This is a genomic window from Paenibacillus xylaniclasticus (assembly GCF_004001065.1).
In the GTDB taxonomy this organism is placed as follows: Bacteria; Bacillota; Bacilli; order Paenibacillales; family Paenibacillaceae; genus Paenibacillus_T; species Paenibacillus_T xylaniclasticus.
In genome coordinates this window covers 281,443-303,905 of the sequence record NZ_BIML01000004.1, presented here as the reverse complement: position 1 = coordinate 303,905, position 22,463 = coordinate 281,443, and the positions used below count along the sequence as shown (strand labels likewise).

General features: G+C 53.8%; 21 protein-coding genes. 2 read left to right on the top strand and 19 right to left on the bottom strand.

The genetic code is table 11. From position 1 onward, the window contains the following. Positions 1-8: 8 nt before the first annotated feature. From PXY01_RS06860 to PXY01_RS06830, 7 genes are all read right to left on the bottom strand, one after another. On the bottom strand, positions 9-485 hold the full coding sequence (locus tag PXY01_RS06860; protein WP_127568611.1) for a DUF2975 domain-containing protein: 477 nt from the start codon (positions 483-485) through the stop codon (positions 9-11). 178 nt (positions 486-663) lie between these two features. Beyond that, positions 664-1,449, bottom strand: a complete 786-nt coding sequence (gene bacA / locus PXY01_RS06855; protein ID WP_127568609.1) for an undecaprenyl-diphosphate phosphatase — start codon at positions 1,447-1,449, stop codon at positions 664-666. A 112-nt stretch (positions 1,450-1,561) separates the two neighbouring features. Next, positions 1,562-2,869, bottom strand: a complete 1,308-nt coding sequence (locus PXY01_RS06850) for a hemolysin family protein (RefSeq protein WP_127568607.1) — start codon at positions 2,867-2,869, stop codon at positions 1,562-1,564. 95 nt (positions 2,870-2,964) lie between these two features. Then, complete coding sequence (locus tag PXY01_RS06845) at positions 2,965-3,324, bottom strand: Lin0512 family protein (RefSeq protein ID WP_127568605.1); 360 nt, start codon at positions 3,322-3,324, stop codon at positions 2,965-2,967. A 119-nt stretch (positions 3,325-3,443) separates the two neighbouring features. Then, positions 3,444-4,553: a nitric oxide synthase oxygenase gene (locus tag PXY01_RS06840; protein ID WP_127568603.1), complete on the bottom strand. Its 1,110-nt coding sequence runs from the start codon at positions 4,551-4,553 to the stop codon at positions 3,444-3,446. Between the two features lie 179 nt (positions 4,554-4,732). Beyond that, on the bottom strand, positions 4,733-6,823 hold the full coding sequence (locus PXY01_RS06835) for a HelD family protein (RefSeq protein WP_127568601.1): 2,091 nt from the start codon (positions 6,821-6,823) through the stop codon (positions 4,733-4,735). Positions 6,824-7,113: 290 nt separating this feature from the next. Beyond that, entirely contained in the window at positions 7,114-7,404 is a 291-nt protein-coding gene (locus tag PXY01_RS06830; RefSeq protein WP_127568599.1) for a DUF1294 domain-containing protein, read from the bottom strand. 103 nt (positions 7,405-7,507) lie between these two features. On the opposite strand from PXY01_RS06830, the gene PXY01_RS06825 reads away from it, so the two are divergent. Next, positions 7,508-8,203: a LysE family translocator gene (locus PXY01_RS06825; RefSeq protein WP_127568597.1), complete on the top strand. Its 696-nt coding sequence runs from the start codon at positions 7,508-7,510 to the stop codon at positions 8,201-8,203. Between the two features lie 19 nt (positions 8,204-8,222). On the opposite strand, the gene hrpB is transcribed toward PXY01_RS06825, so the two are convergent. The 3 genes from hrpB to corA form a co-directional block, all read right to left on the bottom strand. Continuing rightward, a complete protein-coding gene (gene hrpB / locus PXY01_RS06820) occupies positions 8,223-10,790 on the bottom strand; it encodes an ATP-dependent helicase HrpB (protein WP_174721805.1) in 2,568 nt (855 codons plus the stop codon). A gap of 102 nt (positions 10,791-10,892) precedes the next feature. Next, positions 10,893-11,753, bottom strand: a complete 861-nt coding sequence (locus tag PXY01_RS06815) for a hypothetical protein (RefSeq protein ID WP_127568595.1) — start codon at positions 11,751-11,753, stop codon at positions 10,893-10,895. A 22-nt stretch (positions 11,754-11,775) separates the two neighbouring features. Beyond that, positions 11,776-12,840, bottom strand: coding sequence for a magnesium/cobalt transporter CorA (corA, locus tag PXY01_RS06810; RefSeq protein ID WP_307719370.1), 1,065 nt, complete (start codon positions 12,838-12,840; stop codon positions 11,776-11,778). A gap of 74 nt (positions 12,841-12,914) precedes the next feature. On the opposite strand from corA, the gene gluQRS reads away from it, so the two are divergent. Further along, positions 12,915-13,937 (top strand): tRNA glutamyl-Q(34) synthetase GluQRS, encoded by a 1,023-nt coding sequence (gene gluQRS, locus PXY01_RS06805; protein WP_174721811.1) that lies wholly within the window; start codon positions 12,915-12,917, stop codon positions 13,935-13,937. A 105-nt stretch (positions 13,938-14,042) separates the two neighbouring features. On the opposite strand, the gene PXY01_RS06800 is transcribed toward gluQRS, so the two are convergent. From PXY01_RS06800 to PXY01_RS06760, 9 genes are all read right to left on the bottom strand, one after another. Next, positions 14,043-14,756, bottom strand: a complete 714-nt coding sequence (locus PXY01_RS06800) for an adenosylcobinamide amidohydrolase (RefSeq protein WP_127568593.1) — start codon at positions 14,754-14,756, stop codon at positions 14,043-14,045. A gap of 34 nt (positions 14,757-14,790) precedes the next feature. Further along, a complete protein-coding gene (cobD, locus tag PXY01_RS06795; RefSeq protein WP_127568591.1) occupies positions 14,791-15,882 on the bottom strand; it encodes a threonine-phosphate decarboxylase CobD in 1,092 nt (363 codons plus the stop codon). Positions 15,883-15,929: 47 nt separating this feature from the next. Further along, complete coding sequence (gene cobS / locus PXY01_RS06790) at positions 15,930-16,733, bottom strand: adenosylcobinamide-GDP ribazoletransferase (RefSeq protein WP_127568589.1); 804 nt, start codon at positions 16,731-16,733, stop codon at positions 15,930-15,932. Next, positions 16,727-17,680: an adenosylcobinamide-phosphate synthase CbiB gene (gene cbiB / locus PXY01_RS06785; RefSeq protein WP_373864278.1), complete on the bottom strand. Its 954-nt coding sequence runs from the start codon at positions 17,678-17,680 to the stop codon at positions 16,727-16,729. The genes cobS and cbiB overlap by 7 nt, the downstream gene beginning before the upstream one ends. A 35-nt stretch (positions 17,681-17,715) precedes the next feature. Further along, entirely contained in the window at positions 17,716-18,291 is a 576-nt protein-coding gene (gene cobU, locus PXY01_RS06780; protein ID WP_127568585.1) for a bifunctional adenosylcobinamide kinase/adenosylcobinamide-phosphate guanylyltransferase, read from the bottom strand. A gap of 31 nt (positions 18,292-18,322) precedes the next feature. Continuing rightward, entirely contained in the window at positions 18,323-19,393 is a 1,071-nt protein-coding gene (gene cobT, locus PXY01_RS06775; protein WP_127568583.1) for a nicotinate-nucleotide--dimethylbenzimidazole phosphoribosyltransferase, read from the bottom strand. Between the two features lie 72 nt (positions 19,394-19,465). Next, complete coding sequence (locus PXY01_RS06770) at positions 19,466-20,299, bottom strand: ABC transporter ATP-binding protein (RefSeq protein WP_127568581.1); 834 nt, start codon at positions 20,297-20,299, stop codon at positions 19,466-19,468. Further along, a complete protein-coding gene (locus PXY01_RS06765) occupies positions 20,296-21,333 on the bottom strand; it encodes a FecCD family ABC transporter permease (protein WP_127568579.1) in 1,038 nt (345 codons plus the stop codon). The genes PXY01_RS06770 and PXY01_RS06765 overlap by 4 nt, the downstream gene beginning before the upstream one ends. Positions 21,334-21,336: 3 nt before the next feature. Beyond that, the gene (locus tag PXY01_RS06760; RefSeq protein WP_127568577.1) at positions 21,337-22,344 is read right to left on the bottom strand and encodes an ABC transporter substrate-binding protein; all 1,008 of its coding nucleotides are present in this window, start codon (positions 22,342-22,344) and stop codon (positions 21,337-21,339) included. Positions 22,345-22,463: the final 119 nt, after the last annotated feature.

Genomic DNA, 22,463 nt, shown 5'->3' with positions numbered 1-22,463 from the left:
TGCTCACCTCAGACCGTCAGATCATTCTCAGATTTAATGTCGATCGCGTTTTTGAGCAGTCTTTGGAGGACCGCTGCAAACACCCCAATAACTGAAGACGCAAAAATAATGACCAGCCCGAGCACGATCAATCCAGGAGCGTCGTCTTGATCCGCGATCAAATAGATGAAAGGCAGTCCTGCTGTGAACAGTATGCTAATCGCAATCGCACAATAAGTAATCGTTTTTAACGCGCGGACAGACAGTTCCGAGAACGCAATGTTCTTATCAATATAGTTTAACAGCTTATAGGCTTGGTACAAGGCCAAAAAATACGGAATAGCTGCTGCATACATGATGCCGAACAGCGGATATACCACATAGCCTTTATATTGCTCTGCTGCTTCCTGAATGACCGATGGCAGCCCCCATACGCACAAAGCTAATATCGGAAGTCCAATTAATAACAACGTTACCTTCAAAAAGAGTGTTGTTCCTCTTTCCATAACTCGCACCCCAATTCGTTATTGTCAGTTTTGAATTTATCACACCATTTATCGTTTTACAATAAATTTTTAACGAATTGAGGTATTTTTTTATCGCATCACGCATCACGAAAAAAGGCTGCTCTCACATCATCGCCGCGCGATGAGCAAGAACAGCCACTTATCCATTACCATAACACTACAGCAACAGGAAGAAAACAACCGCGGCCAATGCGAAGCGATAATACGCGAACCAAGTCATACTAATCCGCTTCAGCAGGTTCAGGAACGTCACAATCGCAATCATCGCCACAACGAACGAGGTGAACAATCCTGTCACGAATAGTCCTGTATCATCCCAAGATAAATATTCACGGCTTTGAATGAGATCAACGCCGCTTGCACCGAGCATGATCGGAACAGACATTAGAAACGTAAATTCCGCCGCTGCCTCCTTCTTCACGCCGAGGAACATACCGCCCGCCATCGTCGAGCCGGAACGGGAGAAGCCGGACCAGAGCGACAAAATTTGAAAGCACCCTATCCCGAACGCCTGCCTGTACGTAATGTCATCGAGCGTCTGCGACGACGGCTGCCTCTTAGACTTCTCAGCTGCGATAAGCAGTAAGCCGCCCACAATCAAGCTGACAACGACGGTCTTCGGGCCGAACAAATATTGCTTAATAAAATCATGCAGCAATAGTCCAAGCACACTTGCTGGGAACATGCCAAGCACAATATGCAAAATGTTCAGTCCCGGTGATTTCAAGTCGAACTTCAATAAATTCAAAAACCGTTTCCAATAGAGTACCAGAACCGCCATTACAGCACCAAGCTGAACGACGACCTCGAACGTCTTCTCTCTCTCTCCTACGAAGTCGAGCAGATGACCGGTTACGATCATATGACCTGTCGACGACACCGGAAGAAATTCCGTCAACCCTTCCACAATACCTAATATGACTGCTTTGACTAAATCGTCCACTTGAATCCTCCTAATCGATCCCGCTCCGGCCGAGATCTTCAATCAAACTATAAATGAATGCTTCCGAAAGACTTGCGGCTTCTAGTTAGAGGTAAGTTCAATGCCCAGCATGCTATGTACTAAGAGCCTCTACTCCCTCGCTCCGCTTTACGATTTCGATTTTGCGGATTCGATTGTTCTCCTGCTCCATTACTGTAAACGTATATCCGTCAATGATGATCTGATCGCCGATGACGATATCCGGATTGTTCGACCACATCCAACCGCCAATCGTGTCAACATCCTCGCTGGACAGTTCAGTACCAAGCATTTTGTTAATCGTTCGAATAAGTACTTTCCCGTCCACCACATATCGGTTCGTCTGATCAACCTGTATTTCCTTCTGCTCATCCTGGTCGAATTCGTCACGAATTTCTCCGACGATCTCCTCCAGTATATCCTCGATCGTAATAATGCCCGACGTACCGCCGTATTCGTCCAGCAGCGCGGCCAGATGTACGCCTTCGGTCTGCATTTTGCGAAGGAGATGCTTAATCGGCATCGCCTCAGGCACGGTCATGATCGGGTGCAGCAGCTTCTTGAACTCATGCTTCGGATTGTCCGCATATGCAAGGAAGAACTGCTTCGTATTCATAAAGCCTACGAGATTATCCTTACTTCCGAGCGCGACGGGAAACCTCGTATACTGCTCGCGCTTAATGATTTCCAGATTCTCCTCCAGCGTCTTGTCTGCATAAAGGCAAATCATATCGGTACGGGGAACCATAATCTCTCGCGCTAGCAAATCGTCGAATCGAAAAATTCGATTCACGTAGCCGAATTCAGTATTGTTAATTTTGCCGCTCTCATAGCTCTCGGACAAAATAACACGAAGCTCTTCCTCCGAAGGCGCTTCCTCATGCTCAGACACGGCGCGGAAGCCGAATGCCCGAATAAACAGTCTCGCAGAGCCGTTAAGCACCCAGATGAATGGATACATCACCTTGTGAAACCAGATCAGAAATGGTGCAGTGAACTGGCTGATCCGTTCCGCTTGCTGGATCGCGATCGATTTCGGCGCAAGCTCGCCCAGAACGACGTGCAAATAAGTAACAACGACGAACGCAATAATGAATGACAGGAATGTGCTCATACTGTCCGACATATGGATCGCATGGAACATCGGATGCAGCAGCTCCTCGACGGTTGGCTCCCCTAGCCAGCCAAGTCCAAGCGCTGTAATCGTAATACCGAGCTGGCAAGCCGACAAGTAGTCATCCAAATGCGAAGTGACCGTCTTCACAGCTTTCGCATTCTTATACCCTTCTGCTACCATCTGCTCAACCCGGCTCGACCTCAGCTTCACCAATGCGAATTCAGCTGCCACAAAAAATGCGGTTAGTATGATCAGCACCGCGACTAACGATATCTTCAGCCCCATGATGTTTCGTTCTCTCCTCTGCCATTATCAACGATGATAAGTCCATTTTGGTTTATTATACCTGTATTGGACATGCAGATTCAAACAAAGCAAGATTAATAGCCGACTTCCACCGCAGCATTCACGATATAAATGAGATCATTCTTATCATCCTTATCCGGAAGCACGACGCCGCTTGTCGTCAGCATACCTCCGTCGATCACCTCTACCGTCACTTGTCCGTATGGCAGTACCTTCTTAACGGCTTCGATGTCCAGCTTATCCCGATCGCAAGGAACCGCTAACCGAACCCGTACCTTCATATTGTCCAGCGTTCCGTCGGGAAGCACCGAGCGCAAGCCCGGCATCGAATTATGATGGATCGCATTCTGAACGGCACGGATCGCCGCCTTCGTCACGTTCTGTCCATGCAGATCGGCTCCCATGCCAATCTCAATAAAAAACAGCTTGTCCACGAAAGTGTCCCCTTTCCTCTTACCACACAGCAGCTTCGGCCAATCGGCCATTACTTTCCTATATAGAATATCATAGTCCTCTTCATCTGCGCACGATGAACATACAGCTACTCTAAGGTTTATGGAACCTCGTAAGATGGCTGCTGATGAACGAAATTCGGATCATACTCCGTATTGTCGAAGCCGCGATGCCAAATCGCCGTCGTCGACGGAGACATCGGCGGAATAAGCCACGACCAGCGGCCTGTGATGCCACGCCCCGCCTGCCGCTCCTGCTTCTCGAACGTAGCGAACTGCTCCGCGGCCGTATGATGGTCGACGATGCTTACTCCTGCCCGCTTATACGAATAGAGGACAGCCGTATTCAGCTCAATGAGCGCCCGGTCTTTCCACAGCGATGTGTTAGTCGACAGGTCAAGGCCGAATAGCTTAGCTACTGGACGCAGCATGTTGTACCGGTGCTCGTCCGCCAGATTGCGTGCTCCAATCTCCGTGCCCATATACCAGCCGTTGAAAGGTGCGCAGCTGTATCGAATGCCACCTATGACGAGCGCCATATCCGCAATGAACGGAACGGCGTACCAGCGAAGGCCAAGCTCGGCGAACCTCTCCTTCTCTGGATGAACGAGCGGCACCTCCAGCACGAGCTCGCGAGGCAAAGGATAAAGCTTAGGCGTCCCGCCTGGTTCGCCGATAACAAGCGGAAGTACGTCGAATGGAGACGGAGACGGCTGAGGCTGCCAGCCATACCGCTTGCACACTTGTGTGAATGCGGCCGAGTGAGAATCTCCGATCATCGTGCCATCCGGCTGCTCATAACCAGCATACCGAATGAGCTGATGGTTCCAAATGCGCAGCTTGCGCTCTGGCGAGAACACGGTTATTGCTGGTCTAATTTTGCCGCCGTTTGTCGCATAGCCGATATGTCGGAACACCGCTTCCGAATACTCGTCTGCCGAGAGAGCATGGCGTGCATCAAATACGGTGAGCGATTGCCAGAACAGCCGGCCGATACAGCGGTTGCTGTTGCGCCAAGCCATTCGGGCGCCATGCTTCAGCTCCTCCCCGGTGTGACGGTATGTACCGGTCAGCCGAATTTGTTCCCGGACTTCAGCAATTCTTCGCATCGTTTCCTGTTCGCTAAGTGCAAGCTCGCTATAGCATTGACGGATGAACGCCTCGGCTGAACTGGCGAGCTTTTGCTCTGCTATGGTCGTTCGACTTGTCATCTGAATGTTGTGCCCCCGATTCATCTTATGTATCGATTACTGTTCTAATTAATAACGATACATCAATCAACATGCTAATTCCACGTCGGAGACTTCCTATCACACAATTAACAAAAAACGCGCGCATAAGGCATTAGCTCCCTCGTCTGCGCGCTTGTCGATCATGTATAAATCCAGCGTTAGCTTTCCAGGCTAGCAGGCGGCTGAACAAGCGAAGTCAGCGCTCCCTGATGCAGCAAGATGAGCTTATGCAGCGCACGGGTGCAGCCAACATACAGCAGCTTAGCATCCAGCTCGCCGTAAGCATCCGTTCCGGCATTCGAGAGAATGACGGCGTCGAATTCCAGTCCTTTGGACAGATACACGGGCACGACTGTAAGTCCCCCTTGATAGGCCGGCTCTTTGCTTTGAACGAGTGAAGGCTCAAGCCCAGCTTGCTTCAGCAGAGCATGTACCTGTTCGCATTCTGCCGCCGTTCTGCCGATTACAGCAACCGTCTGGTAGATCCCCTGCTTTAACAGCCCTAGTACGCGTGCCAGAAGCTCCTCCTCCCAGTTGTCCGGCTGACATGAAATCAGATCAACCGGCTCGCCGCTGCGGAATACCGGTACAGCTGGCTTCACACCGCCATCCATACCGGCGAGTACACGGTTCGCGAACTCGATGATTTCCATTGTCGACCGGTAGCTGCGATCGAGCTCGTAATAACCGAGGCTGGCCGAATCGAACAGCTCCATCTGCTCGTCCCAGCGGCGAATGCCAGCATAATCATGAATCCCCTGCTGCAGGTCGCCAAGCACGGTTAACGACGGAATGCGCTGGCACAGCTTCAGCGCTTCCAGCTGCATTGGTGAGTAATCCTGCGCCTCATCGATGACAATATGGTCGAACGGTGACGTGCCAAGCCCATACAGTTGAATATGCAAATAGACGAGCGGCGCCAAATCCTCGGGATCGATTACGCCAGCCTTCAGCTGCTGCACCGTTCGCTTCGCAATCGGCTTCGGCACGTCCGGGTGAGCCGTCTTCGGATCAAACAAAGTTCGGTACAGCTGCGGAGCGGTGACAGACGCCATCTTCTTCACATAGGCATTAAGCTTCGTATTCGCCTTCGATTTCGCGGTCTTATCCGCTATGCGCCGATCTTTCCATTCCGACTCCATCCAGCGCTTCACGCGGCTAACGAGCCGCTCACGCCGCTTCATAAGCGGCTCGTCACCGTAATCGGTCGTCAGCCACTGACGGATTTGCTCCGGCTTCAGCGTCATGCCTGGATACGGCTCAAAAGGAATATCCGGCACAAGCTTGCTTTCCAGCTCAGCCAGCTTCTCATCCAGCAGCGCTCGGAACGCGGCACGTCCTTTCCAGCGTCCTGACGCATCATCGCGTTCCTCCTGGGTACGGCGCTCTTCGAACCAATATTCCAGCGTATCAGCCGAGCTTATAAGCGACACCTCGTGCTGAAGCAGCTCGAGCGACCAGTCCGCGAACGTCGTCTGCGCAATATCGCCAACACCGAGCTCCGGCAGAACGCCTGAAATATAGTCAAGAAACATCGTATTCGGCGCAAATATGATCATCCGGTTCGCTGCAATCCGGCCTTCGTAATGATACAACAGGAACGCGAGTCTATGTAGGGCGACTGTCGTTTTGCCCGAGCCGGCAACCCCTTGGATGAACAGCGCTTTATAACGCTCTGCACGAATAATATTGTCCTGCTCCTCCTGAATCGTCGAGACGATATCGCGGAGCTTATTGTCCTTCGATTCGCCCAGACGATACAGCAGAAACTCATCGGCCGCTCCAACGTTATCTTCTCCGCGCACATAGCTGTCGACGACCCTGATGAGCTCGCGCTGTCGCACCAGAATGTTCCGTTTTAAGAACACATCGCCGGTTACTTCACCTTCAGGTGATTCGTAAGATGCAGGGCCGTCGCCGCCGGTGAACGAATAAAACAAGCTGGCCACCGGTGCGCGCCAATCGATAACGAGCGGATCGCCGCCCTCATCGCTGCCAACGCCAGCCTTGCCAATATAAAGCTGCTTCGGCTCCGGATCTTGCTCCGTCTTATAATCGATTCGGCCGAAATACGGCTCCCTCGCGGCGATTTGCAGCTTTTGCTTCCGTTCCTCCCGCTGCATATCCAGCACTTGCTCGGTATAATCGTTACCCGTATATCGCGGCCCGATGCCGCTCAACATTTGATCGATCTGCGCAAGCGTGCGCTGCAGCCGACCTTCCTCCTCTTGTAACGCTGTTTCCGCCATGGAATCCTCCTGTAAAGCTGCGGCTTGCTGCCGCAGGGATAGAATTCGTTCCGGTAGTCTGTTTCGAGCATTGCATGTACATGTAGAGGTAAAGCAAAGGTAGCGGCTACTGCTGCAAGCGGCTGCATAACGGCGATATGACCATCTCGATCTCTTCCCATCGCCTAAGCCCTCGTCAGGGCAAAACGGACACCGATTCGAAAAAGGAATATTAGAGTACCACTCGCTTCGTATGAAGTCAATAACCTAAAAGGATAATAATGGGCCTCTTTAGAACGATGCTTCCTAACTTATTTGCCCAACATTCCAAGCCAATCTGCCCCAAACAGGCTGCAGATCAACAAAGCATGAAGCAGTGCCATAACAGGGAAGCCGAGGGCGAATGTGGCATACTTTGTCTTATGGCGGTACGCTCGCATCGCGGCAATGCCGCCGAATGCACCGCCGATCAAGCCGATCGAAAGCAGCCTTCGCTCCGGGATGCGGCGTCCGTGACGGCGCGCCTGCTCCTTGTCGAATTTCATCATTCCCCATAGAATGATATTTACCGCGATATAATAGACCAATACGACGATTGTCATGATATATACACTCCTTTGGCTATACTAGCCACCTCACGTAAAACAATTGTAGACTTGATTATATACCATCAACAGCCTGTACCTTATTATGGAGGACTTTCATATGCTTACTTTACATACCGCTTTAACCTTTATCGGAGTTGCTGCCGCACTAACGGTTATGCCAGGACCAGACATTCTGTTCGTCATCGCCCAAAGCATGAGCCGATCAGCACGAAGCGGCATCCTCGTCGCACTTGGCTTATGTACCGGCCTGCTCGTTCATACGTCGCTGGCCGCACTTGGCGTGTCAGCTGTTGTGTTATCCTCTCCGGCCGCTTTCGCCATCGTCAAATGGCTGGGCGCCGCTTATTTGCTCTATTTGGCATGGAAAACGTGGCCTAGACGCCGCGTCTCCCAGTCCAATACGAATGACACTGGCACAGATCCAATGCTTCATGAAGCAGACGCACAGGCGGAGTCAACGAATAGCCGTCAGAACGACGACCTGACACCGGGTATGCTGTACCGTCGTGGCATCTGGATGAGTGTGCTCAATCCGAAAGTGTCGCTCTTCTTCCTAGCACTTCTCCCGCAGTTCGTCTCCACCGACCGCGGAAGCGTACCGCTTCAAATGATCCAGCTAGGCATGCTGTTCATCGTCCAAGCCATCGTTATTTTCTCGATCGCATCGCTAGCTGCAGGCAAACTCGGAGAAGCGGTTTCGCGCAGGTCGGAGAAGTGGAACAAGCGCCTCGCTTGGATCGAGGCGCTCATCTATGCGGCTCTCGCCGCAAATCTGGTGCTGCTGCAGGCTTAGACGTTAAGGCTCGCACTCCCTACGATTTTGGCCGCACACGGCTGGTAGGGAGAGCGGTAAGCGGGTCGTCCGGCCAGTAATGCTTCGGATAGCGTACCTTTAGCTCTTTCTTCACCTCGAAATATGTCTCCCGCCAAAAGCTGGCCAAATCTTGCGTCACCTGCACTGGCCGCTGCGCCGGTGACAGCAGATGCATTGTCAAAGGCAATTTCCCGTTCGCGATGCGCGGTGTCTCTCGCAATCCGAACAACTCCTGTAGACGAACGGCCAGCACCGGCTGCTCCGGGTTCGAATAATCAACCGGGATACGAGAGCCGCTCGGCACAGTGATATGCGTCGGCATCAGCTCATCTAGCCGCTGCTTGTCATTCCACGTAATCATCGTTTCCAATACGTTCATCATATTGAGCTTCTGCAATCCGTCGCGGCTGCGAATACCGGTCAAATGCGGCGCCAGCCACGACTCTAGCGTGGCGAGCAGCGTTGAGTCCGACAGGTCGGGCAGCTGAGGCTCGTATTTACGCATGAGCTCCATCCGATGACGCAGCTGTCCCGCCTGCTTGTTCCAAGGCAGCATGCTTAGCCCTTCTGCCCGAATGCCTTCGAGAAGCGCAGCTGCCACCTGGTCCGCATCCGGATTCGCTGTCTGCTCCTCCTTTAGAATGAGGGCACCGAACATCGTCCGCCTCCGGGCACGCACTGCTTGTGCCGTACGGTCCCAGACGACGGACGTGGTGTCTACTATCCGGTCTCCATGATATGCAAGCAGCTCGCTCTCCTCTAAATCAGCAGCAAGAACGATGCGGCTCTCGCCGTCGCCATCCTCCATCTCGCAAGCCGAGATATAAGGGGATTGAGAGAGCGGCTGCAGCGGCTGCAGTACAGCGCCTCTTCCGCTGGCGAGCAGAAAGCGGCCGTCGCTGCGCCGTTGCGCCACGCGATCTGGATACGCGTAGGCGAGCAGCGCCCCCGGCGACGGCAGCTTTGCCGCCATCGAGGCGGAGCCGGCGGCAGCATACTCCGCGAGCGCGCGCTGCCATTGGCGCGCTTCCGCGAGCGCTTGGCGTGCGGCGGCCTCATCGAGGCCACCGCCGCCTGCCGCCGCAGGCGGCTGCGCATGCGCGCTGCTGCGCCGAAGCTCGCGCAGCGCCCGCAGTCGCAGCGCAATGTCGGCGCTGCGTTCGCCGCGCAGCGGATCGCGGCCGCTAAGCAGTGCGGCCAGCTCACATGCGATGTCCGCCGCGGCAGGGCCGAGCGCGGCGGCGGCGAGCAGCATGCGCGCGAGCCTCGGCTGAGCGCCGAGCGCAGCCATTCGCTGTCCGAGCGGCGTCAGCCGCCGCTCGGCATCAAGCGCGCCGAGCTGCTGCAGCAGCTCGCATGCGCTGGCGTATGCGCCGGCTGGCGGCTCGTCGAGCCACGACAGCTCGCCCGGCTCGCGAACGCCCCACGCTGCAAGCTCAAGCGCCAGCGGCGCCAAATCCGCCTCGAGCAGCTCCGGTATATTACGCGGCGCAAGCATGCGCTGCTCTTCCTCCGTCCACAGCCGGTAGCATACCCCCGGCGCCGTACGGCCGGCGCGGCCGCACCGCTGATCGGCCGAAGGTGCGCTGACAGGCACCGTCTCCAACCTCGTCATCCCCGTGCGCGGCGAGAACCTCGGCACCCGCATCAGCCCGCTGTCGATGACGACTCGAACCCCTTCAACAGTCAGCGATGACTCCGCGATCGACGTTGCGAGCACAATTTTGCGTTCGCCCATCCTGCATGGCTCAATCGAGTGCCCCTGCTCTTCCAGCGGCATGCTGCCATGAAGCAATGCGATGCGAACACCGTCCGTTCCGCCTACGCCCTGCTGGCGAAGCAGCCCTTCCACCCTGCGCATTTCCCGCATGCCGGGCAGAAATACAAGCAAATCCCCCTCATGCTGTGCAAGCGCCGATATCACTGCCCGAGCAGTTCTCTCCTCAATCGGATCCGGGCCCTTAGCCGCCACAGGACTCATGAACCTAGCCGGCTTGTCCGCATATATCGTCTCAACCGGATAAGCTCTGCCGCCGCTCTCAATAACCGGCGCATCGTTGAGCAGCTTGGCCACCGGAGCTGCCTCAAGCGTCGCTGACATGACAAGCAGCCGCAAATCTTCCCGCAGCAGCGCTTGCGCTTGTAAGCATAAAGCAAGACCAAGATCGCCATGCAAATGCCTTTCATGAAACTCATCGAACAGTACGGCTCCGACCTCCTCAAGGGAAGGATCGGACTGGAGCATCCGCGTCAATACGCCCTCGGTTACGACCTCGATTCGCGTCCTCGACCCGACCTTCGTATCAAGCCGGACACGATAACCGACAGTCTCGCCTGTTTTCTCGCCAAGCAGTGAAGCCATATGTGCAGCCGCCGATCTAGCCGCAAGCCTTCGTGGCTCAAGCATGACGATTTTACGGCCGTTTAGCCATTCTTCCTGCAGCAGCGCCAGCGGTACTCTTGTCGTCTTGCCTGCGCCCGGCGAAGCGACCAACACCGCGTTCGTCCGCTCCGACAGCGTTTGCCGCAGTGTCGGCAGAACATCTTCAATCGGTAATCGAATCAAATGAACCCCTTCCTTCTATATCTGAACGGCAGCTTCCAAAAGCCGCTGAATAACTCTCGATCCTATTCATTCACAGACAACCGACCGGCGCATGCAACGCAGCTACCGGCTCTCATCCGGCTTCTTCAATCGGATTATTTGCTCTACCGGGCGGCCGTCACCCGGCAGCGCCGCTTCGTACGCATGAAGCTGGGAAGAGCCGTCACCATCTAGAAAAATGCCGTCCTCAAGCGGACCGAACGCTTCCTTAATTGCGCTGCGGAAATTCGCAAGCGTCGTCTTCGTCTGCGAAACGATTAAATATAACGTACCTTTCGTATCATAGACAGCAGCGCTTCGCAGCCGCTCCTCGTCTGGCATCGGTGCCAGCTCCTTCTCGAGCTGCTTGCGCCACAGCTGCTCATCGGACAGGCTCATACTGATGCCACCCTGTGCCCAATAATGGTCCCGGTCGCTCACCTTCAACTCATCCGCACGCGACACGACTTGAACGCTTAACGTTTTGTCTATCCCGTCCCATACAAGCGTCCCGCGAGGCACTTTCATGTTGACATAGCCCGAGCCATAATCATTCGGCTTACCACCAACCGGCTGGTCGTTAATAACCGCGATGCTAAGCAAACTTCCGTTATAAAAAAATCCTCCGTTAATCCCGTAATACGGCGAAGTTGATACATTGCCGTGTATAACATCAAGCGTTATTTTCTGCGGCTCCGTAACGATCGCATGCAGCATGATACCGTTCACATTTTTTCTCTCATAGGTGTACCCATCATAAAGCTTATGACCGACGTCCTGCTGCTTCGACGAGCCCTGCGTCAGCCAGATAGCTATTCCACTAGCGGCAAGCGACAATGACACCGCAACGATGACAACTGCCAGAATGCTGACCGCCCGTCCACGCCGATTCGGCTTGTTAGGTTCCATCTCCGTATGAACTGCCGTATCCAAACTACGTCTCACCCTCCGCATATTTGCTTATAATTTAATCAAACCAACCCTTCCGCTTAAACCACATATACATCGATACGCCGACCAGCACCATTACGATCAGCACTGTAAAATAACCATACCGCCATTCCAGCTCTGGCATGCGGGAGAAATTCATCCCGTACAACCCAGCAATAAACGTCAGCGGCATAAATATCGTCGTAATCACGGTTAGCGTCTTCATAATCGAGTTCATTCGATTGGAATTATATGAGATGATGCTGTCCCGCAGATCAGCTGTCATTTCCCGACTTGCTTCGATCATCTCCGACAGCTTCAACAGATGGTCGTGAACGTCCGCCAGGAAGGCACGTTCTTCCTGCAGCCCTAACAGCTTCTCCGAGCTAAGCACCCGATAGAGCAAATCCCTCATTGGAATAATCGTTTTACGCATATGTAAAAGCTTCGAGCGAATCGTGAACAGCTCGTTCAACATCTCGCTGCCGAAGGAAGATGTATCATCGATTTCCTTCTCCGCAAGCTGGTCATCAAGAGCATATACTGCCGGAAAATATCGGTCAACCAGCTCGTCCATTACATGATAAGCCGCATGAAGCGGAGTTAGTCTGTTCAGTTCGTGAGCGGCGAACGTCTTCGCAACCGCATTGCGGACCTCCGGTGATTCATGAATATGAAAGGTGACTAGAAAGCTCGTATTAACGAACAAATTCACTTCATGAACGAACAAGGTTTCCGGTTGAAGCGCATGCAGAACAAAAAAATGAGTATCTCCGTAATGATCCATCTTTGGTCGCTGCAGCTGATGCAAGCAATCCTCAATAGCTAGCGGATGAAAGTGAAACCAGGACGCCAGCAGTTCGATCTCCTCTTCAGTCGGTTGGTTGAAATCGACCCAGTACCATATGTAATTATCAGCGTTGCTGCGTATGTCGTCCATCGTTAAATCTAATAATTTCTCATTTTGCTTCGTCAAGGCATAGATCGAAAGCATATAACTCCTCCAGCGCAGCTTAACGTTAATCGAACGCATCCATTGTATCACGACGCCTTCAACAATGGTCAATCTTCCTCCGTCTTCGCGCATGATTAGATAGCTCATGCCCAGTTGCTTCCCTTTTCGTCCCCGTGCTAGAATATGGCTTGTCTTTTATCGATTCCCTTCTATTGGTCAAAATGCGTCGAACGGCGCTGACGGCTCCGCTCGATCTGAACGAGGTGGTTATAGTGAAGCGCGGCAGATTCGCACCAACGCCTTCCGGATATATGCATATCGGCAACGCCCGCACCGCGCTGCTGTCCTGGCTGCAAATTCGCAGCGCGGACGGACAATTCGTGCTCCGTATCGAGGATATCGACAAGCCGAGATCGAAGCCGCATTATGCCCGGCAAGCGATAGAAGATTTGCGCTGGCTCGGCATCGATTGGGATGAAGGCCCCGATGTCGGCGGCCAATATGCACCCTATATACAAAGCGAACGTGAGTTCTTCTATGAAGCAGCACTGCGCAAATTGAATGACCAAGGTGTATTATACCCATGCTATTGCAGCAGAGCCGAGCTTCAGGCGATTGCAAGCGCGCCGCATGGCTTATCAGCGGAAGGTCCCGCTTATCCCGGACTATGTCGTCATCTGACGGAGGAGCAGCGATCGGTCCGTGAAGCTGTAAAGCAGCCTTCACTCCGATTCGCTATGCCGGATGTAGCAATTACGTTCGTCGATGAGGCGGCTGGCGAACAATCTTTTCCGCCCGGAGCAGGCGGTGATTTCGTCGTCAAGCGAGCCGACGGCATTATAAGTTACCAACTCGCCGTCGTCGTCGACGACCACGCGATGGGAATCACCGACGTACTGCGCGGCTGGGACCTGATCGACTCTACGCCTCGTCAACTTCTTCTGTATAAGGCTCTCGGAATGAAGCCGCCGCGCTTCGCGCATGTGCCGCTGCTGCTCGGCCCAGATGGCACTAGGCTTGCAAAGCGTCATGGCGCGGTGTCACTCGCGTCCATCCGGGAGCGCGGCATCGCACCCGAGCTTGTTATCGGCGCGATGGCCGCTTGGAGCGGCTTGCACGACCGCGCTGAACCGATCTCGGCAGCCGAGCTCATCCCTCGTTTTCATATGAACCTCGTCCCCCGCAACCCTGTCGTCGTTGACGAAGCAGCGCTGAGAATGCTCGGCGCTGACGTTGCTCCGTAAGGTACGAGCTAACAGACAGAGCCTGCACAATGTGCAGGCTCTGAACACGTAAAGCAGCAATCACTCATCATAACCAGAACTTCGTACACGAGACTTCCGCTCCCGTCACTCCTCATGCTGAGTCACAACCGATTCATATACCGTGTCATACACCAGCTGGCCGATCGCTGCTCCGACAGTCGTCGCAGTGCCTGCGTACTCATGTATGGCATGATAGATTGTTTTGCCACTTACACCAAGCACGATTGCATCGGTTGTCGTACCCGTTGCTGCAAGGCCGTTATCTGAATCGCGTAAGCCGATGTCCTGTAGGGCAGCTGCTTTCGCTTCGACGGCTGTCATCATTGCGTTAACCATAGCAGCGTCTGTCAACTGTCCGTCAAATAATAGGAAGGTGTTAATGGTACCAGGGCGCCACGATTCATAAATCGTTCGCTCGCTGCCTGCCCGTGCGGCATTGCGCGTTCCTGCCGTCGTCATACATACGAGCTTGAACCGGTCGTCCATATATTCAGCGACGGAAGCATGCGTCAGTTTGGCTGCCGTCATGAGGACGATAGCACGCTCGTGCTCGATCCCCCACTGTTCCAGCCTATCCAATATTTCGGTGTGCGGATCGTCGTTATTGTATGTCAACGGTACTCTCCAATTGATGAACCGATCAGCGCTCGACATCCCTCCACGATAGATCGCGCTGCTGAGCGTCCGCATTCGATCAGGACTTTCGATCATTATCCGCTCGCCATCGTCGGACAGCCTAGCATATAGCCCCGTCCAACAGCTGCTGTAATACTCGTTCATTACCCGAAATGGCTGCATAAAGCCTCTCTCCTTCTCGAACCACTCCAGCTGCTTATCCACCTAAGCAATCAGACATAGCGCTTAACAGCTGTTCGTTCTGATCCCTTAGCTTTACCGCAACACGAATAAACCGGTCATTCAAGCCGTCGAAATGCGAAGCATCGCGAATAAGTACACCGCGTGCCCCCATCTGACGCTGCAGCTCGGCAGCGTTAGCCGTATACTCTTGCGGCAGCTTCACTAGCAAATAATTTGTCCGGCTTTCAAATACTTTGCAGCCTAAATGGTTAAGCGCCGCTGACAGCCAAGGACGTTCTTCTGCTAACCATTGTCGTGTGCGCTTCGCATACAGCTTGTCATCGAGCACCGCCTCGCCGATCCATTGCGCCAGCGAATTCACGCTCCACTGCGTCTGCAGCGAGCGCATCGATTCGATCGTCTTAGCGGAGCCGACCGCATAACCGAGCCTGATCCCGGGAATGGCATAAAACTTCGTCATGGACCGAATAACGAGCAGATTAGGCCGCTCCGCTGCCTCTCTCATAAGCGTTCGCTTCTCATCATCCGGGTCAAAGTCTAGGAACGCTTCATCGATCACGACGAGTGCACCTGTATCGAGCAGCTTCATCACAAGCTCACGGTCGACCGCCATTCCTGTCGGATTGTTCGGTGAGCCAAGCAGCCATAAATCCGGATGAGCCTCATGAGCCACAGCCATGATGCGCTCCTCCGATAATCGAAAGCCCTCCTCTTCGAGCAGCGGTACGCGTATCGTCCGGGCGCCGAACTTGTGCGCCGCCTCGGCATATTCACCAAATCCAGGTACGACAATCCCGATGACGCTTCCGCTTCCAAGAGGTGCTGTTCGAACCGCCAGCTCAATCAGCTCCGCCGCGCCATTGCCACACAGTATTCGATCTTCGTAAAGCCCGTGTTTTCGGGCCAGCTTGCTGCGCAAGCCTCGTACTGCAGGGTCTGGATATCGTTCAAGCTCCCGCCATCTCGCTTCGATAACAGAATGGACCGCATCTGGCGGTCCGAACGGGTTCATATTCGAGCTGAAATCGATGAATTGATCGGCAGGAATGCCGTACAGTCCTGACGCCGTTACCAAATCTCCGCCATGTCCATATCGCTCTAGCATTATCGTTTCCTCCTGCTGTTAGAGATGTGCATCGCTGGACGAGTTCGTTATAACGTCCAGCTTGTACACAACAAACATATGGCTATAAGACCAGCCGCTTCTGACGCTTCATTCATGGCCCCGTACGTATCGCCAGTCAAGCCGCCAAGCTTGCGGCCGAGCCATATCGCAAGCAGCAGACCTACTGCTGCTGCCGCACCTGCGATAACGGCAACAGCCACCACACTTTGAACCACTTCCAGTCTTAACATTGCAGCCACCGCCACGGAGACGGCAATTGCCATAACGGCAGCTCCTGCTGCATGCTTCGAGCTAGCGGCTCGAAACATCGCTCCCATACCGCCTTCTCTAGCACTTGGCCATATAACGATTGCCGCAGTCATCCACCAACGACTCCATACTGGACCAAGCGCGAGCATCATCCATACAGAGGTGCTGTCTGTCCTCTCGAACAGTGTGACAAGCGCGGCGAATTTCACAAGCAGAAGCATGAAACCAGCGATGACGCCCATCGCCCCGACGCGGCTGTCCTTCATAATCTCAAGCATTTGCTCGCGGGGACGACCGCTGAGCACACCGTCCGCCGTATCCATCCAGCCGTCCAGATGAAGTCCGCCCGTGAGCGCAATCCACCAGCCGAGAGTGAGCGCTGCAGCCAGCAGTGGCATGTCCAGCAGTTGAAACAGTGCCGAAGCCCCCGCCGTCAACACGCCAATCAGCAGACCCGCGAGCGGAAAAGAGAGCAAACTGACTGCAAGCGTCGGCGGATCGAATGGAACCTGCACCGGCAGCGGAACTCTGCTTAACAATTGAACGGCAGCTACTAGACCGTTCAATCCTTTTCTTAACATACAAGCCACCATAACGCGAGCACTCCTATCAGCGTCAGAATACAAGTCAGATATAACAGCCTGACGGTCTTCACGATATCGTCCGCTGTAAGCGGACGCAGCGGCCAACCGAGTCGTGCCCGCTCGCTTACCTGCCCGAAATACTGGTTGACGCCGCCGAGCTCGATGCCAAGTGCTCCTGCCGCCGCAGACTCAGGAATGCCGCTGTTCGGACTTGGATGCCTACGGGCGAATACGAATACAGCATGTATCGCACGCTTTCCCGACATGCCGCGAAGCAGCAATGCTGCAAGCGGTAACATAATAGCACTTAGTCTCGCTGGAACATAATTTAACACATCGTCCAGCCTCGCCGAGCACCAGCCAAAAAAGCGGTATCTCTCATTGCGGTAACCAACCATGGAATCAAGCGTATTCGCTGCCCGATATGCCATAGCAAGAGGCGCCCCGCCGAGTAGTGCGAACAGCAATGGCGATAAGAACGCGTCAACCGTATTCTCCGCGACAGTCTCTACGGCCGCCCTCGCTGCTTCCGATTCGCTCAGTTGATCCGTATCCCGGCTGACAATATATGCTGTATATTGGCGTGCCTGTGCCAAATCGCCGGCAGCAAGCGGACGATACACGAGCATCGCCGCATCCTTCAGCCCCTTTACCGCGATTGTCGTAGAAATAAACCAGACATTAACGATGTAACCAAGCCACGGATGTATAGCATCCGCTGTGAATACGATAATCGCAAGCACCGTATAAGCCGTTATTACAGTCGCGATTGTCAATATGATACCACGCAGTCGCAGGCCGCGGCCGGTATACCTGTTACCTTGCTCCACTTTATAGAGCCATCGCTCCAGCAGCTTAATGAGCTGGCCGATTCGGATAACTGGATGAGTAGGCCATCTAGGATCACCGACGATCAGATCGACGAGTATTGCTGCCGCAGCCATCCAGAGAAGCTCCTGCCAGCTGTACATCCAACCGATCATAGCTCGTCCAGTGACACCGCAATCCGGCTCAGATCGACCGGAATGCCGCTTACAACGAGAAAAGTCCGCTCACATGCGTCAGCCATGATGCGATTCATCCGGCCAGCCGCATCTCGGAACGTCCGGCCAAGCGGATAAGCTGGCACAATCCCGCTGCCAACCTCGTTCGTAACCAGCAGCAGCGGATAGCGGTAAGCCGCAACCGCTTGAGCCAGCTTATCGATTTCCTGTTCCAGCCTCTCGATCGGTTCATGCTCATAGGCAAGCAAATAATTCGTCAGCCATAGCGTCAAACAATCAACGAGAACGACGGGCGGCTCTCCTCCCGCAGTATCGATATCACACATAAGAGCATTCAATCGTTCAGCCAGCCGCCTCGGCTCCTCGATCGTAGTCCACTGGAAGCCTGACGATTCGCGCTGCTGCCGATGCCGACCAATACGCTCCGACATTTCGTCGTCTTCCACCGTCGCCGTAGCCACATAGAATCCTCGCTTGGCCAATCGCGCGGCATAACGCTCCGCGAAAGAGCTTTTGCCGCTTCTTGCGCCTCCTGTAATCAGAAATGCCATCTTATTCATGAGCCTCCAGTAGTTCAGCAGTTCAGCCTCGCGATACGCCAGCGCTGTCGAACGTCGCCATCTCCTTCATGATCCGTTGTGCAGCCTCGATAAGATGAAAGCAAAGTGCTGCCCCGGTTCCTTCCCCTAGACGCATCTGCATATGGATAACCGGCGACAGTCCAATTGCGTCTAGCAGTTGTCCGTGGGCCTGCTCCTCGGACAGATGCGATCCGATCATATAATGAACCGAATCCGGCGACATCCTCGCTGCTACTAATGCAGCAGCAGACGATATAAATCCGTCAATTACGACCGGACAACGCTTCGCCGCTGCTCCGATAATGACGCCAGCAAGACCAGCAATTTCGAGTCCCCCTACCTTCGATACCACATCGAACGGATCTTCCGGATTCGGCTTATTCGTATCGATCGCGCGGCTGATGACGTTAATTTTATGTGCCAGTCTCTCATCGTTAATACCGGTGCCTCTTCCAACCGTATCCTCGGGCGAGCAGCCAGTCAGCACCGTCATAACCGCCGAGCTTGCCGTCGTATTGCCGATTCCCATCTCACCGGTCCCGAACAGCCTGTAGCCTTCACGATACAGCTCATCGACGACTTCGATGCCGACAAGCATCGCCTGCACAGTCGTTGCATGGTCCATTGCCGGACCATGCGCCATATTGTTCGTGCCGTACATCAGCTTGCGCTTATACAGGTCCGGATGGTCAAGCTCTGCGTTAACACCGATATCGACGCATCGGACATCGGCTCCTGCATGTCTGGCCAAGACGTTAACGGCCGCACCGCCCGACAAAAAGTTCATTACCATCTGCGGCGTTACTTCGGCTGGAAACGCACTGATGCCTTCCTCGCAGACACCGTGATCTGCCGCCATAACGATAATCGCCTTCCTCGACAAATCCGGATGAACTTCACCTGTAATGCCTGCCGTTTGGCGTGCAATTGCCTCCAGTCTGCCCAAGCTTCCTGGCGGCTTGGTCAAATTGCCCAAATGGATGTCCGCCAGGTTCATCGCGTCCTCGTCCAACGGACGGATTCGTCCGATTATATTGGCAAGTAATAAACAATTGTCGCTAATCTGTGTCATCTTAAACTTCCTCTCTTATGTAACTTGAACGATTAAAACAAGAAGAACGGAAGAGACATCCGTCTTCTCCGTTCATCTCATCATGGATAGCTGGACTGCACGTTCCGCTTGCTGACGCATGAACGAAGCTGCAGGGGAACGACGGAGCACGATTTGCGGAGCTTCCCCATCAGGATGAGCAATAACGTCAGCCTCCGCGCCATATACACTGCGAACGAGCTCGCTCGTTACGATCTGCTCCGGACTGCCAACAGCATACAGCGCCCCTTCCTTCATAACTACCAGCTCGTCGCAGTAAAGCGAAGCGAGATTCAAGTCGTGAAGGACGGTAATGACGATCAAATCTCGTTCTCGCTGCCATTCCAGCACAGCCTCAAGAAGCTGCAGCTGAAACCCAACATCTAAGTATGTTGTCGGTTCATCAAGCAGGACGATCCGTGGATTTTGAACCATCATTTGAGCTAATGCCACCCTTTGCCGCTCGCCGCCGCTAAGAGTGTCCAATGTTCGGCTGCTTAGATGCATAAGCTTCATTCGATGCAATCCCTCTTCAATTATCAGACCAGCGTCTTCCTTCTCGTCACCGAACCAGCCTTGATACGGATACCGGCCCATTGCAACTGTGTCCCGAACAGAATAAGCAGCCGGCGGCAGTCCGCCCTGCTGCACGACTGCCATCGTTCTCGCAAGCTGTTTCCGCGGCCATACGCTGATTGACTTGCCGTCGAGCAGCACCTCGCCCTCCGTTGGGCGTTCTACACCGGAGAGCAGCCGCAGCAGCGTCGTTTTGCCCGCTCCGTTAGGTCCGATAATACCATACATTCCCGGTTTCGAGAATGCTATCGATATATTATGTAATATTACCGAGCCAGCTATCGTCCGGCCTAACCGCTTTGTTTCGATCATGTTTTCAAGCCTCCACGTCCCGACTTGTGGCGATACAGCAGCAAAGCAAAAAAAGGCGCACCGACGATCGCCGTAACGATGCCTAGCTGAATTTCCCGCGGACTTAGCAATGTACGTGCCAGCGTATCAGCCCATAGGACGAAAATTCCCCCGCCTATTGCAGACAGCGGAACCAGACGCCGATAGTCCGAACCGATCAGCAATCGAAGCAAATGCGGAACGACAAGCCCAACGAAGCCGATAACACCTGCTACAGACACAGCCGCTGCAGTCAGCAGCGTCGCGCCAATCAATACAATAAGCTTCGTCCTCTCCACATGAACACCGAGATGCGCTGCATGCCTTTCTCCGTAAGCAAACAGATTGAGCCGATGCGCATGATAGATAATAAGGGGAATTCCGATCATTGCAAAAGGTAGCAGCATATACGTATGCTCCCAGCTTCGAAGCGCCAGACTGCCCATGAGCCAATATAACACTTGGTTCACGACGCCTTGCGACATGGACACCATGAACGAAACGAATGCTCCAAAGAACGACTGCACAATAACACCGGCTAGAATGAGCGTTTCAATCGCCATCACACCTTTGGACCGTGCGAGCGCAAATACAGCGAATAGCGTTACCGCACCCATTATGAAAGCGACGATTGGAATTGTCCACAGCCCGATCAAGGATTGAAAGCCGAATAAAATGATAAATGCAGCCCCGACTGACGAGCCGGAAGCAACACCAAGTGTATAAGGATCAGCTAGCGGATTGCGCAGCACGCCTTGGAAGCCCGCACCAGCTGCAGCAAGGCAGGCGCCGACGAGCAGCGCCAGCACGACGCGTGACAATCGGAGCTCGATGACGATCGCAACATCGCTCGGCGACCAATGTCCGCCTATCGTTATGCCAGTCGCCTCGTGCAGCAGAATGCCCCACACGTCGGACAGCGACAATCCGGCTGAACCGATAGAGACACATAAGCCCACAGAAACGAGCAGGAGGAGCAGCGATACTCCTCCATATACAGCTGACATTGGTCTCATCGGTTATTGGAACAGGTCCGGATGGATCGCCTTAGCCAAATCCATCAAGCCTTCGGATAGTCTTGGTCCGACACGTACAAGCGGGTCATTCGCAACCTCGACGAGTCGATTGTTCTTGACAGCGTCGATCTCTTTCCATGCCGGACGTGCTTTAATGCCTTCAAGAATTGCATTCGGCTCCTCAAACCAAGACGGATAGATAATCACGCTTGGATTACTCGTAATAATCTGCTCGGCGTCAAATTCATACCATCCGTTGCCCGTTGCAACGTTATGCCCACCGGCAATCGTCAGCAGCTCATCTAGAAATTCTCCTTTGCCTACCGTATAACCTGGCGAAAATTCAAGAAATACGCTCGGCTTGTCTGCGTTCTTCACCTTCGCTTCTACCTCGTCCTTCACTTGCTGCATATGCGCCACCACTTCCGCTGTTTGCTTCTGTGTATCGGTCAGCACGCCGATCTGAGTCATTTTGTCCATTACGGCTGCGTACGTTTTCGGCTCCGATGCATATACGTTCAACTTCAACTGTCGCAACTGCTCGATGGCTTGACCGTTCATCGTGACGGAAGCCAGAATCAGATCCGGCTTTAACGCGGCTACCTTCTCAACATCAACCGTCATATCGCCAATCTTCTCAATCGAGGCGACCTGCTCTGGATAATTGCTGTTCGAATCAACACCGACGACTCGATCGCCCGCTCCAACTGCAAAGATTGCTTCCGTCTCGCTCGGCGCAAGCGTAACGATACGTTCTGGAGCCTTCTCGAGCGTGATCGTCACACCTGAATCGTCCGTAACGGTCAATGGGTATTGGGTTGCTGCTGGCTGGCCGTCATCTTTCTGCGAGGTTCCGCTGTTGTCCGTCGTTTGCTGCTGCTCGTCCTGCGGCTTCTCCGTCGTTGCTGTATCACTGCTGCCGCATGCCGCTAACAGAGCGAGCAGGAGTACCGCTCCCAGCAGACCGAGCAGCTTCAGCCATTTCTCTGTTCTCATTACAAGGTTGTTCATGATATGTTCTTCCTTTCATTAGACCATAATAAATATACCCAAAACAAAAAAAGCATTCCCGTCGTTATAGATCGGAAATGCTGGATGACGACTCGCCGCCCATGCCGGCATATCGGCAG

Coding starts and splice junctions, on each gene's coding strand:
- PXY01_RS06835 (WP_127568601.1), bottom strand. CDS start 6,823: ATGGCGGAAACAGCGTTACAAGAGGAGGAAGGTCGGCTGCAGCGCACG.
- cobD (WP_127568591.1), bottom strand. CDS start 15,882: ATGCTAGAGCGATATGGACATGGCGGAGATTTGGTAACGGCGTCAGGA.
- PXY01_RS06840 (WP_127568603.1), bottom strand. CDS start 4,553: ATGACAAGTCGAACGACCATAGCAGAGCAAAAGCTCGCCAGTTCAGCC.
- corA (WP_307719370.1), bottom strand. CDS start 12,840: ATGAGCTATCTAATCATGCGCGAAGACGGAGGAAGATTGACCATTGTT.
- PXY01_RS06825 (WP_127568597.1), top strand. CDS start 7,508: ATGCTTACTTTACATACCGCTTTAACCTTTATCGGAGTTGCTGCCGCA.
- PXY01_RS06760 (WP_127568577.1), bottom strand. CDS start 22,344: ATGAACAACCTTGTAATGAGAACAGAGAAATGGCTGAAGCTGCTCGGT.
- gluQRS (WP_174721811.1), top strand. CDS start 12,915: ATGCGTCGAACGGCGCTGACGGCTCCGCTCGATCTGAACGAGGTGGTT.
- PXY01_RS06765 (WP_127568579.1), bottom strand. CDS start 21,333: ATGAGACCAATGTCAGCTGTATATGGAGGAGTATCGCTGCTCCTCCTG.
- PXY01_RS06860 (WP_127568611.1), bottom strand. CDS start 485: ATGGAAAGAGGAACAACACTCTTTTTGAAGGTAACGTTGTTATTAATT.
- PXY01_RS06770 (WP_127568581.1), bottom strand. CDS start 20,299: ATGATCGAAACAAAGCGGTTAGGCCGGACGATAGCTGGCTCGGTAATA.
- cobT (WP_127568583.1), bottom strand. CDS start 19,393: ATGACACAGATTAGCGACAATTGTTTATTACTTGCCAATATAATCGGA.
- cbiB (WP_373864278.1), bottom strand. CDS start 17,680: ATGGCTGCGGCAGCAATACTCGTCGATCTGATCGTCGGTGATCCTAGA.
- PXY01_RS06800 (WP_127568593.1), bottom strand. CDS start 14,756: ATGCAGCCATTTCGGGTAATGAACGAGTATTACAGCAGCTGTTGGACG.
- cobS (WP_127568589.1), bottom strand. CDS start 16,733: ATGTTAAGAAAAGGATTGAACGGTCTAGTAGCTGCCGTTCAATTGTTA.
- cobU (WP_127568585.1), bottom strand. CDS start 18,291: ATGGCATTTCTGATTACAGGAGGCGCAAGAAGCGGCAAAAGCTCTTTC.
- PXY01_RS06850 (WP_127568607.1), bottom strand. CDS start 2,869: ATGGGGCTGAAGATATCGTTAGTCGCGGTGCTGATCATACTAACCGCA.
- PXY01_RS06830 (WP_127568599.1), bottom strand. CDS start 7,404: ATGACAATCGTCGTATTGGTCTATTATATCGCGGTAAATATCATTCTA.